A 13,409-nucleotide genomic window follows, 5' to 3' on the forward strand; every position below is an offset into this window, starting at 1 on the left:
GCCGTTCCAGCCTGAACGGGGCGGCCGCAGGACCGTCGTTTCCCCATGGCTCCCGGCGGACATGCGCTGAATTACCCAGGCAGGCGCCTTTATATGTCACTTCGCAACATCGCGATCATCGCACACGTCGACCATGGCAAGACCACCCTGGTCGACAAGCTGCTGCAGCAGTCCGGTTCGTTCCGCGAGAACCAGCGCGTCGCCGAGCGCGTGATGGACTCCAATGACCTGGAGCGCGAGCGCGGCATCACCATTCTCGCCAAGGTCACCTCGGTCGTCTGGAAGGACGTGCGCATCAACATCGTGGACACGCCCGGCCACGCCGACTTCGGCGGCGAGGTGGAGCGCATCCTCTCCATGGTGGACGGCGTGATCGTGCTGGTGGACGCCGCCGAAGGCCCGATGCCGCAGACCAAGTTCGTGGTCGGCAAGGCCCTCAAGGTGGGCCTGCGGCCGATCGTGGCGGTCAACAAGATCGACCGTCCGGACGCGCGCCCCGACGAGGTCATCAACGAGGTGTTCGACCTGTTCGCGGCGCTGGACGCCACGGACGAGCAGCTCGACTTCCCGATTCTCTATGGCTCCGGCCGCGACGGCTGGATGGCCGAATCGCCGGACGGGCCGCGCGACCAGGGCCTCGCGCCGCTGTTTGACCTGGTGCTGCGCCATGTGCCGGAGGCGAAGGTGGAGCCCGGCCCGTTCCGCATGCTGGGCACGCTGCTGGAGGCCAACCCCTATCTGGGGCGCATCATCACCGGCCGCATCGCCTCCGGCTCGGTGCGGCCCAACCAGACCATCAAGGTCATCGACCGCGACGGCAATCTGGTGGAGAGCGGCCGCGTCACCAGGATCCTCGCCTTCCGCGGCATCGAGCGCCAGCCGATCGAGGTGGGCGAGGCGGGCGACATCGTCGCCATCGCCGGCCTGACCAGGGGGTCGGTGGCCGACACTTTCTGCGATCCGTCGGTGACCGCGCCGATCCAGGCGCAGCCGATCGACCCGCCGACGGTGACCATGTCGTTCCTCGTCAACGACAGCCCGCTGGCCGGCACCGAGGGCGACAAGGTCACCAGCCGCATGATCCGCGACCGCCTGTTCAAGGAGGCGGAAGGCAACATCACGCTGAAGATCGAGGAAGCCGAGGACAAGGACAGCTTCTACGTCTCCGGCCGCGGCGAGCTGCAGCTGGCCATCCTGATCGAGACCATGCGCCGCGAAGGCTTCGAGCTGGCGGTGTCGCGTCCGCGCGTGGTGTTCCGCCAGAACGGGAACGGCGAGACGCTGGAGCCCGTCGAGGAGGTGGTGATCGACGTCGACGAGGAGTACTCCGGCACGGTGGTGCAGAAGATGTCGGAGCGCAAGGGCGAGATGATCGAGATGCGCCCCTCCGGCGGCGGCCGCCTGCGCCTCGTGTTCCACGCGCCCACCCGCGGCCTCATCGGCTACCAGTCGGAGCTGCTCACCGACACCCGCGGCACGGCGATCATGAACCGCCTGTTCCACGCCTATGAGCCCTACAAGGGCGAGCTGGCCGGGCGCACCAACGGCGTGCTGATCTCCAACGACCAGGGCGAGGCGGTGGCCTACGCCCTGTGGAACCTGGAGGATCGCGGCCCGATGATCATCGAGCCGGGCGTCAAGGTGTACCAGGGCATGATCGTGGGCATCCACAACCGCGACAATGACCTGGAGGTCAACGTCCTCAAGGGCAAGAAACTCACCAACATCCGCACCACCTCCAGGGACGAGGCCGTGCGCCTCACCCCGCCGGTGCGCATGACCCTGGAGCGGGCCCTGGCCTGGATCCAGGACGACGAGCTGGTGGAGGTGACGCCGAAGTCGATCCGCCTGCGCAAGCGCTATCTCGATCCCAACGAGCGCAAGCGCATGAGCAAGACGAAGGAAGGCTGACCCCTCCCCGCAGCCGGAAGCACCAGCGCGGCGCCCGTCCGGGCGTCGCGTTTCTTGGGGGGGCCGCGCGCCACGGCGCCCGCGCCGCCTGCGGCCGCGCCCAGGCCGGAAGACGAATACACCTGTTATAACATGTATCATATCGTGTCTCCTGCGGCGCGCGAGGCGCCGCGCCCGCCGAGGGAGGGAGACGCATGAGCAGATTCAGGAAGTCGGCGCTGGCCGCGTTCGCGCTGGCCGTCGCCGTCGCCGCGCCCGCGTTCGCCGAAAAGAAATATGACCAGGGGGCGAGCGACACCGAGATCAAGATCGGCCAGACGACGCCGCTGAGCGGCCCGGCTTCCGCCTACGCCGGCATCGGCCGCGTGCAGGCCGCCTATTTCCGCATGCTCAACGAGAACGGCGGCGTCAACGGCCGCAAGATCAACTTCATCCAGTACGACGACGCCTACAACCCGCCCAAGGCGGTGGAGCAGGTGCGCCGTCTGGTCGAAAACGACGGCGTGCTGCTGACGTTCCAGATCATCGGCACCCCCTCGAACGCGGCGGTGCAGAAATATCTTAACGAGAAGAAGGTGCCGCAGCTGCTGGCCTCCACCGGCGCCACGCGCTTCACCGACCCGGAGAACTATCCGTGGACGCTGGCGTTCAACCCGAACTACCAGTCAGAAGCGCACATCTACGGCAAATACATCCTTGAGCATCATCCCGACGCGAAGATCGCCATCCTTTACCAGAACGACGACCTGGGGAAGGACTATGTGAAGGGCCTCAAGGACGTGCTCGGCGACCGGGCGAAGGACATGATCGTCGCCGAAGCCTCCTACGAGCTCAGCGACCCCACCATCGACGCCCAGATGGTGAAGCTGAAGGCCTCCGGCGCCGACCTGTTCTACAACATGTCGACGCCGCGCTTCGCCGCCCAGGCCATCAAGAAGGCGGCCGAGATGGGCTGGAAGCCGGTGCACATCATCGACATCAACGCCACGCCCGTGAGCCAGACCCTTGTGCCGGCCGGCCTCGAGAACGCCAGGGGCATCATCTCGGTGAACTACGGCAAGGATCCGCTTGATCCGCAGTGGGCCGACGATCCGGGCATGAAGCGCTACAAGGCGTTCATGAAGAAATACGCGCCCAATGAGGACGCCGACAGCGGCATCGCCACCTACGGCTACTCCACGGCCCAGTGCCTTGAGCAGATCCTGAAGCAGGCCGGCGACAACCTTACCCGCACCAACATCATGAAGCAGGCCACCAACATCAGCCCGGACTTCAGGCCTGACCTCGCCCTGCCCGGCATGTCGATCACCGGCAAGGACGACTACCGCATCAACAAGCAGTTCCAGATGATGCGCTTCGACGGCGAGCGCTGGGTGCTGTTCGGCCCCATCCTCACCGACGACTTCACCCCGCCGAAGAAGTGACGCGGCCTGTCCGGCCGCGCCCGGGACAGGACAAAACGGGACGCGCCGCCTGCGGGCGGCGCGTTTCGCCTTTCATGTCCATGCGGCGGGGACCGGCCCCGCGCGCAGACGTCTCACAGACCCTCGAACAGCGGCGTCGACAGGTAACGCTCGGCGAAGGAGGGGATGATGATGACGATGTTCTTGCCGGCGGCCTCCGGCCGCGCGCCCAGCTCCAGGGCGGCGGCCACCGCCGCGCCGGAGGAGATGCCGACCGGAATGCCCTCGAGGCGGGCCATCTGGCGGGCGGTGTCAAAGGCGGTCTGGTTGCCGACGGTGATGACTTCGTCGATCACCGAACGGTCAAGGATCTCCGGCACGAAGCCGGCGCCGATGCCCTGGATCTTGTGCGGGCCAGGCTGGCCGCCGGAGAGCACCGGGCTGTCCTCCGGCTCCACGGCGACGATCTTCACGCCCGGGCGGCGCTGCTTCAGGATCTGGCCGACGCCGGTGATGGTGCCGCCGGTGCCGACGCCGGCGACGAAGTAGTCCACCTCGCCACTGGTGTCGTTCCAGATCTCCTCCGCGGTGGTGGCGCGGTGGATGGCCGGATTGGCCGGATTGGCGAACTGCTGCGGAATGATCGAGCCCGGGATCTGGGCGTGCAGCTCCTGGGCGCGGGCGATGGCGCCGCGCATGCCCTGGGCGCCGGGGGTGAGCTCAAGCTGGGCGCCGAGCAGCTGCAGCATCTTGCGCCGCTCGATCGACATGGTCTCGGGCATCACCAGGATCAGGCGATAGCCGCGGGCGGCGGCGACGAAGGCCAGCGCGATGCCGGTGTTGCCGGAGGTGGGCTCGATCAGCGTGGCGCCCGGAGCGATGCGGCCCTCCGCCTCCAGCGCGTCAATCATGCTGACGCCGATACGGTCCTTCACGCTGGAGATCGGGTTGAAGAACTCAAGCTTGGCCAGAAGACTGGCCTTCACCCCGCGCTCCCCGGCGAGGCGCTTCAGGCGCACCAGCGGCGTGTCGCCGATGGTCTGGGTGATCGAATCATAAATGCGGCCGCGACCGGGCGCCTTGCCGCCCGCGCTGCTGGATGCGTTATCAGCCATGACATGCTCCTTCGGTCACGGATTGACCCTGAACTGCGCCTGTCGCACCGATCGCCGGCGACCGGCCGTCACCGAAACTGCCGGCCCCGTTTCATTTACCGGCATTTTGATGTGCAAATAATTATTGCACGGATCAAATTGTAAAATCAACAGGCGCGGTGGAGTCGCCGAACACCCGTTTCGCCTCGGCGGTGCGGCACAGGTCCTCCACGGTGATGGCGTCGAGGCTGGCGAGGAAGGCGGCGCCGGCGGCGCGCACGGCCGGATCGATCACCTGGTCCACCAGCGGCGACTCGGGGGCGGGCGGCAGCGCCTCGTCCTCATTGCCGGCCATCACCGCGCGCACGATCTGCCCGGCGGTGATGCGGCGGCGCTCCCGCGCCAGCTCGTAGCCGCCGCGCGGGCCGCGCACGCCCTTGAGGATGCCGGCGCGCACCAGGGTCTGCAGCACGGTCTCCAGATGGCGCGGCGGCAGCTGGTGGCGGGCCGCCAGCAGCTTGGCGGCGACGGGAAGGGGTCTGGCGTGAAGCGCCACGTCCACCACCGCGGCGATCGCCAGCACGCTCCGTCGCGACAACAGCATCATGGCGCAACTCTCCCCTGCCTCCGCGGCGGCCGCGTCGCACAAAGGCCGCCGCCTGCAACATGACGGGGTCTTTTAACAGCCGCACACGGTGAACGGAAGCTTTTCACCGCGTTTTGTGTAAATTATGTCCCCGGACCGCCAGCCGGAGCCCGAAGGGCGGCGGGCGTGCGCCGCCGGCGGAACCGGCCTACGCCACGCCGGTGGAGCCAAAGCCGCCGGCGCCGCGCGCGGTTTCGTCCAGCGCCGCCACCTCAACCAGCCGCCACTGCGGCGCGGGGGCCAGCACCGCCTGGGCGATGCGGTCGCCGCGGGCGATGACGAAGGGCGCATCGCCCAGATTGACCAGGCACACCATCACCTCGCCGCGATAGTCGCTGTCCACCGTGCCGGGCGCGTTGGCCACGGTGACGCCATGGCGGACGGCGAGGCCGGAGCGCGGCCGCACCTGCATCTCCCAGCCCTCCGGCACGGCGACGCAGAAGCCGGTGGGAATGAGGCGCCGCTCCCCGGGAGCGAGGGTGACCTCGCCGTCGGTGGCGGCGCGCAGGTCGAAGCCGGCGGCGCCGGCGCTGGCGTAGGCCGGAGCCGGCAGGTCCGCCGCATGCGGCAGGCGCAGGATGCGCAGGATGCGCGCGGACGGATCCGGAATCATGCGCCGGCGCCCGCGCGGGCCAGGGCGTCGGCGATGCGCGCCACGAGGCGGCGCGCCACCTCGTCCTTGTTCATGGTCGGCCAGTCCTCGACGCCTTCGGCGGTGACCAGATGCACGGTGTTGCGCTCACCGCCCATCACGCCGCTTTCGGGGGAGACGTCATTGGCCACGATCCAGTCGCAGCCCTTGCGCGCCAGCTTCGCCTTCGCGTGCTCCAGCACCTTTTCGGTTTCGGCCGCGAAGCCCACCACCAGCTTCGGCCGGCCGGAGGCCATCTGCGAGACGGCGGCGAGAATGTCCGGGTTCTCCACCAGGGCCAGGGCCGGCGGAGCGCCGTCGGCGGTTTTCTTGATCTTCTCGCCGGCGGCGCCGGCGACGCGCCAGTCGGCCACTGCGGCGGTGAACACGGCGGCGTCCGCCGGCAGGGCCGCCTCCACCGCCTGCAGCATCTCGCGGGCGGTCTCCACCTTCACCACGCGCACGCCGGGCGGATCGGGCAGGTTCACCGGGCCGCTCACCAGCGTCACCCGGGCGCCGGCCTGGGCGGCGGCGGCCGCGATGGCGTGGCCCTGGCGGCCGGAGGAGCGGTTGGCGATGTAGCGCACCGGATCGATGGGCTCGTGGGTGGGCCCGGAGGTCACGAGCACGCGCATGCCGGCCAGCGGCCCCTGGGGCGGCAGCCGGCCTGGCGCCGGCGGCGGCGCCGGGCCGGCGCCCTGGTAGATCACGTCCCGCCATGCCACGGACGGCGCCGGCGGCTTCGCGCCGCCGGCGAGGGCGGCCTCCACCGCGGCCACGATCTCCAGCGGCTCGGCCATGCGGCCGACGCCCGATTCGCCGCGCTCGGCCATGGAGCCCGCATTGGGGCCGACGAACAGCACGCCGTCGGCGGCCAGCGTGGCGAGGTTGCGGCGGGTGGCCGGGTGGGCCCACATGCGCGGGTTCATGGCCGGGGCCATCAGCACCGGCTTGTCAGTGGCCAGCAGGATGTTGGAGGCGAGGTCGTTGGCGAGGCCGCTGGCGGCCTTCGCCATCAGGTCGGCGGTGGCGGGTGCCACCACGACCAGGTCTGATTCGCGCGAGAGGCGGATGTGGCCGATGTCCGCCTCGTCGGTGAGCGAAAACAGGTCGGTGAACACCTTTTCCTGCGACAGCGCCGCGGCGGACAGCGGCGTGACGAATTCCTGCGCCCCCGCGGTCATGACGCAGCGCACCGCGGCGCCGCGCTCCTTCAGGCGGCGGATGAGGTCGAGCGCCTTGTAGGCGGCGACGCCGCCGCCAATGACCAGCAGGATCCGGCGACCAGACAGCATGACGATCTCCCTGTTCAGCGCCCCGGACAGGCGCCCGTGGCGGGCCCTCCGCCGTGGGGCGGTCATGGCGCGCCGTCCGCCTCCCCGTCGTCAGGCCTGTCGCCCTGTGCCTGGAGCATCCGGGCCGGCCTGGCAATATCATCCCTCCCCCCTGGCGGGCCGGAGTGAAAAATTTTTGCGCGCAGCCCCGGAGCGTCGGTCAGAACGCCCGCCACGCCAGCGCCGCCAGCAGCGCGGCGATGACCCACAGGGCGACGGCGGCGGCGCGCATGCCGCGCGCCTCGGCGCGGCCGATGCGCTCGACGCTCTCCCGGTCCAGGGCGAAGCCGGTCCGGGTCGCCGTCTCAAGGCGCTCCAGCACGCGCTCGCAGCGCTCCAGGGTTTCGGGCAGGGCGCCGAGGCGCGCCGCCAGGGCCTGCAGGCCGCGCCCCGCCTCCTCCAGCCGCCCCGCCGGACCGAGATTGCGGGCGATCCACTCGCGCACCACCGGATCGGCGGTGCGCCACATGTCGAGGTGCGGATCGAGGCTGCGGGCCACGCCCTCCACCACCACCATGGTCTTCTGCAGCATCACCAGCTCGGGGCGGGTCTGCATCTGGAACAGCGCCGTCACCTCGAACAGCAGGGTGAGCAGGCGGCCCATGGAGATTTCGTCGGCGCGACGGTTGTGGATTGGCTCGCCGATGGCGCGGATGGCCTGGGCGAAATCATCGACGCTGTGGGCGCGCGGCACGTAGCCGGCCTCGAAATGCACCTCCGCCACCCGCCGGTAGTCGCGGGTGATGAAGCCATAGAGAATCTCCGCGAGGAAACGGCGCTCCCTGTGGCCGAGCCGGCCCATGATGCCGAAGTCCACCGCCACCAGCCGGCCGGTCCGGTCCACGAACAGGTTGCCGGGGTGCATGTCGGCGTGGAAAAAGCCGTCGCGCAGCGCATGGCGCAGGAACGACTGGATGATCGCCGCCGCCAGCGCCTTGCGGTCGAAGCCGGCGGCGTCCACCGCGGCGAGATCGGTCAGCTTCACGCCGTCGATCCACTCGCTGGTCATCACGTCGCGTTCGGTGAACGACCATTCGACGCGCGGCGTGCGGAAATCCGGATCGCCGGCGGTGTTGGCCGCCATCTCCGACAGCGCCGCCGCCTCAAGACGCAGGTCCATCTCGATGGCCACCGACCGGGCCAGCGTCTCCACCACCTCCAGCGGCCGCAGCCGGCGGGCGGACGGCAGCAGCCGCTCGGCGGCGCGGGCGGCGAAGCGCATGGCCCCGAGATCCCGCTGGAACCGGGCGCGCACGCCAGGGCGCAGCACCTTCACCGCCACCAGACCGGCGCCCGCGCCGGAATCCGCCTCGCCCGCCCGCCGCCGCGCGCCCGGCGCAAGGCGCGCCATGTGCACCTGGGCGATGGAGGCGGCGCCCACCGGCTCGCTGAACTCCACGAACATCTCGTCGAAGGGCCGGCCCAGCGACTGCTCGATGATGGCCCGCGCCTGGCCGGTGGGGAACGGCGGCATGCGGTCCTGCAGGCGCTCCAGCTCGCGGGCGATGCGCACGCCGACCACGTCCGGACGGGTGGCCATGAACTGGCCGAGCTTCACCCAGTTGGGGCCGAGCCGGGTGAGGGCGGCGGCGAGGCGCCCTTCCCCGCCGCCTCCGGCCGCGACGTCGCGGCGCTCCAGCAGCCGCGCCAGCCGCAACCCCAGGCGCGCCGCCGGCGGCAGCAGGGCCGGATCGACAAGCGCCAGCGCGCCTTCGCGCGCGAACACGAAGCCGACGCCAACCAGCCGCGCGCCATGGATCAGGGTGCTGAACACGGACTCAGATCTTCCATCCCGAATGCAGGGCGACGATTCCGCCGGTCATGGGGCGGGCCTTCACGCGCGCGAACCCGGCGTCCCGGATCATGGCCGAGAACAGCGCGGCGTTGGGAAACTTGCGGATCGACTCGACCAGGTAGCGGTAGGGCGCGGCGTCGCCGGTCACCAGCCGCCCCATGGCCGGGATCACGTGGAAGGAATAGGCGTCATAGATGCGGTCGAGACCCGGCATGTCGACGCTGGAGAACTCAAGGCACAGGAAGCGCCCGCCGCGCCGCAGCACCCGGTGCGCCTCGGCCAGGGCCTGCTCCAGCCGCGGCACGTTCCGGATGCCGAAGGCGATGGTGTAGGCGTCGAAGGAAGCGTCCGGAAACGGCGGCGCCTCGGCGTTGCCCTGGACGAAATCGATGCGGTCGCCAAAGGCGTCGCCGGCGCGCTCGCGGCCCACCGCCAGCATGTCGCCGTTGATGTCCAGCACGGTGACGTGGGTGTCCGGCCCGCCGGCGCGCAGGATGCGGAAGGCGACGTCGCCGGTGCCGCCGGCCACGTCCAGCACCTTCAGGGCGCGGACGGGCGAAGGGTTCAGCGCCGCCACCATGTCCGCCTTCCACGCCCGGTGCAGCCCGCCGGACATCAGGTCGTTCATCAGGTCATAGCGTTTCGCGACCTTGTGGAACACCTCGTCCACGAGACCCTGCTTGCGGTCGAGGTCGACGGTCGAGAAACCGAAGTGGGTCCGCGCCTTGCCGTCGCCGGCGGCGGTCTCCGCGGAGCCTTCGGGAGTCCGGGCAGTCATGGGGCCATCCTTTCGCACGGCGCGCAGCATAGCGAATGATGCGCCGCCCCGCCATGCGACGCGGCGGGCGCGCGGGGCCCTGCACAGGAAGCGCCGCGGCGGCGGGACGCAGGCCCCGCGCCCGGATACGGGGGGCGCGCGCCCGTATCCGGGCGCGCGCCATTATATTAAAGGTGCGCCGGCCGCGACGGGCGCGGCGCAGCAGGGGAGCAGGACATGCCGGAGCTGCCGGAAGTGGAGACCGTGCGCCGCGGCCTGGAGCCGGTGATGGCCGGCGCGACCATCGCCGCGGTGGAGCTGCGCCGGCCGGACCTGCGCTTTCCCTTTCCGGAGGATTTCGCCGCCCGCCTCGCCGGCAGGCGGGTGCTGGGGCTCGGGCGGCGGGCCAAATACCTGCTCGCCGATCTCTCCTCAGGCGAGACGCTGGTGATGCATCTGGGCATGACCGGCCGCTTCACCATCCACGCCCCGGACGCGCCGGGCCACACGCCCGGCGTCTTTTACCGCCAGGCGACGGCCGCCGGCGCGGCGGCGGCGTCGCCCCACGACCACGTGCTGCTCCACTTCGCCGGCGGCGCCACCATCGTGTACAGCGACGCCCGCCGTTTCGGCTTCATGACGCTGGCGCCGCGCGCCGCCCTGGCGGAGCATCCGCTGTTCCGCCGCCTCGGCGTGGAGCCGCTGGGCGACGAGCTGGACGGGGCGCTGCTGCTGCGGCTGTTCGCGGGGCGATCGGCGCCGCTGAAGGCGGCGCTGCTCGACCAGCGGCTCATCGCCGGGCTCGGCAACATTTACGTGAACGAGGCGCTGCACCGCGCCGGCCTGTCGCCGTTCCGCAAGGCGGGCACCCTTGACGCCGGCGAGGCGGAGCGGCTGGCGGCGGCCATCCGCGCCGTGCTGGCGGAGGCGGTGGCGGCGGGCGGCTCCACGCTCAGCGATTTCCGCCACGCCGACGGCGCCCTTGGCTATTTCCAGCATTCCTTCCGCGTCTACGACCGCGCCGGCGCCCCCTGCCCCACGCCGGGCTGCGGCGGCGCCATCCGCCGCGACGCCCAGTCCGGCCGCTCCACCTTCTGGTGCGCGGCCTGCCAGGGCTGAGGACCGGGCGCGGCGGCCCGTGCGGGCGGCGCGGAAATGCCCATGGACGCGACGCCGGCCGGTGCGCTAGACCGGCGGACGACGCGCCGCCGCCCTGACCGCGACGGCCGCACGGAACGTCATGGCCTTCGCCGCCGCGCCGCGCGCACGCGCGCGCCGGCGAAGGCGCACCAGGCCCAGGGGGTTTTCGCACATGAGCTACGAAACCATCATCGCCGAGACGCGCGGCAAGGTCGGCGTCATCACCCTCAACCGGCCGAAGGCGCTCAACGCCCTGAACGCGCAGCTCATGGACGAGCTGAACCAGGCGCTCGACGCCTTTGAAGCGGACGCCAGCATCGGCTGCATCGTCATCACCGGCTCCGAGCGCGCCTTCGCCGCCGGCGCCGACATCAAGGAGATGCAGGAGAAGACCTATCCGGCCACCTATCTGGAGGACTTCTTCATCACCGGCGACCGCATCGCCGCGCGCCGCAAGCCCATGATCGCCGCGGTGGCCGGCTTCGCGCTCGGCGGCGGCTGCGAGCTGGCGATGATCTGCGACATCATCATCGCCGCCGACAACGCCAGATTCGGCCAGCCGGAGATCAAGCTCGGCGTCATTCCGGGCATCGGCGGCACCCAGCGCCTCACCCGCGCCGTCGGCAAGGCCAAGGCCATGGACCTGTGCCTCACCGGCCGCATGATGGACGCCGCCGAAGCGGAGCGCGCCGGGCTCGTCGCCCGCGTCGTGCCGGCTGACAGGCTGATGGAGGAGGCCATGCAGGCGGCCGAGACCATCGCCTCCTTCTCGCTGCCGTCGGTGATGCTGGCCAAGGAGACGGTGAACCGCGCCTTCGAGACCACCCTCTCGGAGGGCGTGCGCTTCGAGCGCCGCGTGTTCCACGCCCTGTTCGCCACCGCCGACCAGAAGGAAGGCATGTCCGCCTTCGTCGAGAAGCGCGCGCCGAACTTCACCAACTCCTGAACGGCTCCGCCCCGCCATTGCGCGTGAGCCACGCCCCGGCGCGCCAGCGGCGGGGCGTTTGCGTTACAGGCCCCGGGAGGGCCCCCGGCTTTCTCCCGCCCCCCGATGCGGCCCGATGAGGTCCCCCGATGAGCGCCGATCCCCTCGCCGCCCTGCAACAGCTGCTGGCCGCGCCCCTCGCCTGGGGCGGGGGCATGGATCCGGGCGCGACGCTCACCGCCGGCATGGCCGGGCTGCTCACGGGGCTGGCGTTTCTCGCCGGGCTCATCGACGCCATCGCCGGCGGCGGCGGCCTGCTCGTGCTGCCGGCGCTGCTGCTGGCCGGCTTCCAGCCGGCGAGCGCGCTGGCGGTGAACAAGCTGCAGGCGAGCTTCGGCTCCGGCTCGGCCACGGTCGCCTTCACCCGGGCCGGGCTCATCGACTGGCCCCGCACCGCGCCGATGTTCGCCATGGCCATGGGCGGCTCGGTGGCCGGAGCGCTGCTGGTGAGCGCGCTGCCCACAGGCTTCCTGCGCGCCTTCATGCCGCCGATGCTGGTCGCCATCGCGCTCTACATGGGCTTCTCCCCGCGCCTCGGCGACGACGACCGCGAGCAGCGCCTGACGCCGGCGGCGTTCACGCTGACGGCGGCGCCGGCCATCGGCTTCTATGACGGCGTGTTCGGGCCCGGAACCGGCTCGCTGCTGATGCTGGCCTTCGTGGGGCTGCTGGGGCTGGGAATCACCCGGGCCACCGGACGGGCCAAGGCGCTCAACTTCGCCAGCAACGCCGGGGCGCTGGCGATTCTCGCCGTCACCCAGCCCATCGCCTGGCCGCTGGGGCTGCTGATGGGGGCGGCGGCCTTCGCCGGGGCGCGCATCGGGGCGGGGCTCGCCATCCGCAACGGGGCGCGGCTGATCCGGCCGCTGCTGGTGCTCGCCTGCTGCGCCATGGCGCTGCGGCTGTTTCTGGACGAAGCGGGACCGTGGCGGGCGCTGGCGGGCAAAATCTTCGGCTCCTGAGCCGCGGGCGCGTTGACGTGGCGCGCGTCCCAACCTATAAGCCGGGCAACAGGACGGCCCGGGGCCGTCCGCATCATTTTTAACTTCCGCAGAGTCGTCCCGGCCGCGCCGGCGACGACCCGGTCAACCACAAGGACGGCGCGATGGCCAACACATCGTCGGCCAAGAAGGCGACCCGAAAGATTCTCGCTCGCACGGCAATCAACAGGAGCCGGAAGAGCCGCGTGCGCACCTTCGTGCGCAAGGTTGAAGAAGCCATTGCGAGCGGCGACCAGGCGGCCGCCCTCGCCGCCCTGCGCGCCGCGCAGCCCGAGATCATGCGGGCGGCGCAGAAGGGCGTGATGCACAGGAACACCGCCTCGCGCAAGATTTCGCGCCTGGCGGGCCGGGTGAAGGCGCTGGGCGCCTGATCCGCCAGCTGTTCACGCAAAAGGCGCAGCGCCTGTCGCTGCGCCTTTTTTATTTGCCGCGCGGCGCCGGCGTCGTGGCCACGCCGCGTTTTTCCGGATTGACTCCGGAGAAGAATTTGGGGCTGCGGCGACGCCAGGCGACGCCGGCGATCGCGCACACAAAACCAAACCATTCCAATGCTTTATGCAGCAAGCGGCCTGACTCCAACCGAATCGGGGGCGGATCGCGCCGCCGCCGGGGCGGCGGCGCAGCGCCTTCATGCGAATGTCATCCGGCGCCCCCCCGCGACCGCGCGGGCCGGAAACCGCCGGGCGCTCAAGGGGTTGAAAACCGCCTCCGG

At 70.8% G+C, this 13,409-nt stretch carries 13 protein-coding genes; 6 read left to right on the plus strand and 7 right to left on the minus strand.

Annotated features, from left to right (window positions below):
• Positions 1-93: 93 nt before the first annotated feature.
• Positions 94-1,911 (plus strand): translational GTPase TypA, encoded by a 1,818-nt coding sequence (gene typA, locus ACFFJB_RS10590; protein WP_376831327.1) that lies wholly within the window; start codon positions 94-96, stop codon positions 1,909-1,911.
• A gap of 194 nt (positions 1,912-2,105) precedes the next feature.
• A complete protein-coding gene (locus tag ACFFJB_RS10595; protein WP_376831329.1) occupies positions 2,106-3,335 on the plus strand; it encodes an ABC transporter substrate-binding protein in 1,230 nt (409 codons plus the stop codon).
• 113 nt (positions 3,336-3,448) lie between these two features.
• On the opposite strand, the gene cysK is transcribed toward ACFFJB_RS10595, so the two are convergent.
• From cysK to ubiE, 6 genes are all read right to left on the minus strand, one after another.
• A complete protein-coding gene (gene cysK / locus ACFFJB_RS10600; RefSeq protein ID WP_376831331.1) occupies positions 3,449-4,429 on the minus strand; it encodes a cysteine synthase A in 981 nt (326 codons plus the stop codon).
• Between the two features lie 133 nt (positions 4,430-4,562).
• Entirely contained in the window at positions 4,563-5,015 is a 453-nt protein-coding gene (locus tag ACFFJB_RS10605) for an RrF2 family transcriptional regulator (protein ID WP_376831333.1), read from the minus strand.
• Positions 5,016-5,202: 187 nt separating this feature from the next.
• A complete protein-coding gene (gene dut, locus ACFFJB_RS10610; RefSeq protein ID WP_376831334.1) occupies positions 5,203-5,667 on the minus strand; it encodes a dUTP diphosphatase in 465 nt (154 codons plus the stop codon).
• A complete protein-coding gene (locus ACFFJB_RS10615; protein ID WP_376831335.1) occupies positions 5,664-6,980 on the minus strand; it encodes a phosphopantothenoylcysteine decarboxylase domain-containing protein in 1,317 nt (438 codons plus the stop codon). Before ACFFJB_RS10615 ends, dut begins: the two co-directional genes overlap by 4 nt.
• A 199-nt stretch (positions 6,981-7,179) precedes the next feature.
• A complete protein-coding gene (gene ubiB, locus ACFFJB_RS10620; RefSeq protein WP_376831336.1) occupies positions 7,180-8,793 on the minus strand; it encodes a 2-polyprenylphenol 6-hydroxylase in 1,614 nt (537 codons plus the stop codon).
• A gap of 4 nt (positions 8,794-8,797) precedes the next feature.
• The gene (gene ubiE, locus ACFFJB_RS10625; protein WP_376831337.1) at positions 8,798-9,592 is read right to left on the minus strand and encodes a bifunctional demethylmenaquinone methyltransferase/2-methoxy-6-polyprenyl-1,4-benzoquinol methylase UbiE; all 795 of its coding nucleotides are present in this window, start codon (positions 9,590-9,592) and stop codon (positions 8,798-8,800) included.
• Positions 9,593-9,808: 216 nt separating this feature from the next.
• On the opposite strand from ubiE, the gene mutM reads away from it, so the two are divergent.
• The 4 genes from mutM to rpsT all read left to right on the plus strand — a co-directional run bounded on the left by mutM (position 9,809) and on the right by rpsT (position 13,068).
• Positions 9,809-10,690: a bifunctional DNA-formamidopyrimidine glycosylase/DNA-(apurinic or apyrimidinic site) lyase gene (gene mutM / locus ACFFJB_RS10630; protein WP_376831338.1), complete on the plus strand. Its 882-nt coding sequence runs from the start codon at positions 9,809-9,811 to the stop codon at positions 10,688-10,690.
• A 193-nt stretch (positions 10,691-10,883) separates the two neighbouring features.
• A complete protein-coding gene (locus tag ACFFJB_RS10635; RefSeq protein WP_376831339.1) occupies positions 10,884-11,657 on the plus strand; it encodes an enoyl-CoA hydratase in 774 nt (257 codons plus the stop codon).
• A 194-nt stretch (positions 11,658-11,851) separates the two neighbouring features.
• Positions 11,852-12,658 (plus strand): TSUP family transporter, encoded by an 807-nt coding sequence (locus ACFFJB_RS10640; RefSeq protein WP_376832651.1) that lies wholly within the window; start codon positions 11,852-11,854, stop codon positions 12,656-12,658.
• 143 nt (positions 12,659-12,801) lie between these two features.
• Positions 12,802-13,068 (plus strand): 30S ribosomal protein S20, encoded by a 267-nt coding sequence (rpsT, locus tag ACFFJB_RS10645; protein WP_376831340.1) that lies wholly within the window; start codon positions 12,802-12,804, stop codon positions 13,066-13,068.
• A gap of 49 nt (positions 13,069-13,117) precedes the next feature.
• On the opposite strand, the gene ACFFJB_RS10650 is transcribed toward rpsT, so the two are convergent.
• Entirely contained in the window at positions 13,118-13,261 is a 144-nt protein-coding gene (locus ACFFJB_RS10650) for a hypothetical protein (RefSeq protein ID WP_376831341.1), read from the minus strand.
• Between the last annotated feature and the right edge of the window lie 148 nt (positions 13,262-13,409).

This window comes from Camelimonas abortus, from assembly GCF_042432745.1.
Lineage (GTDB): Bacteria > Pseudomonadota > Alphaproteobacteria > Rhizobiales > Beijerinckiaceae > Camelimonas > Camelimonas abortus.

Coding starts and splice junctions, on each gene's coding strand:
- typA (WP_376831327.1), top strand. CDS start 94: ATGTCACTTCGCAACATCGCGATCATCGCACACGTCGACCATGGCAAG.
- ACFFJB_RS10595 (WP_376831329.1), top strand. CDS start 2,106: ATGAGCAGATTCAGGAAGTCGGCGCTGGCCGCGTTCGCGCTGGCCGTC.
- cysK (WP_376831331.1), bottom strand. CDS start 4,429: ATGGCTGATAACGCATCCAGCAGCGCGGGCGGCAAGGCGCCCGGTCGC.
- ACFFJB_RS10605 (WP_376831333.1), bottom strand. CDS start 5,015: ATGATGCTGTTGTCGCGACGGAGCGTGCTGGCGATCGCCGCGGTGGTG.
- dut (WP_376831334.1), bottom strand. CDS start 5,667: ATGATTCCGGATCCGTCCGCGCGCATCCTGCGCATCCTGCGCCTGCCG.
- ACFFJB_RS10615 (WP_376831335.1), bottom strand. CDS start 6,980: ATGCTGTCTGGTCGCCGGATCCTGCTGGTCATTGGCGGCGGCGTCGCC.
- ubiE (WP_376831337.1), bottom strand. CDS start 9,592: ATGACTGCCCGGACTCCCGAAGGCTCCGCGGAGACCGCCGCCGGCGAC.
- mutM (WP_376831338.1), top strand. CDS start 9,809: ATGCCGGAGCTGCCGGAAGTGGAGACCGTGCGCCGCGGCCTGGAGCCG.
- ACFFJB_RS10635 (WP_376831339.1), top strand. CDS start 10,884: ATGAGCTACGAAACCATCATCGCCGAGACGCGCGGCAAGGTCGGCGTC.
- ACFFJB_RS10640 (WP_376832651.1), top strand. CDS start 11,852: ATGGATCCGGGCGCGACGCTCACCGCCGGCATGGCCGGGCTGCTCACG.
- rpsT (WP_376831340.1), top strand. CDS start 12,802: ATGGCCAACACATCGTCGGCCAAGAAGGCGACCCGAAAGATTCTCGCT.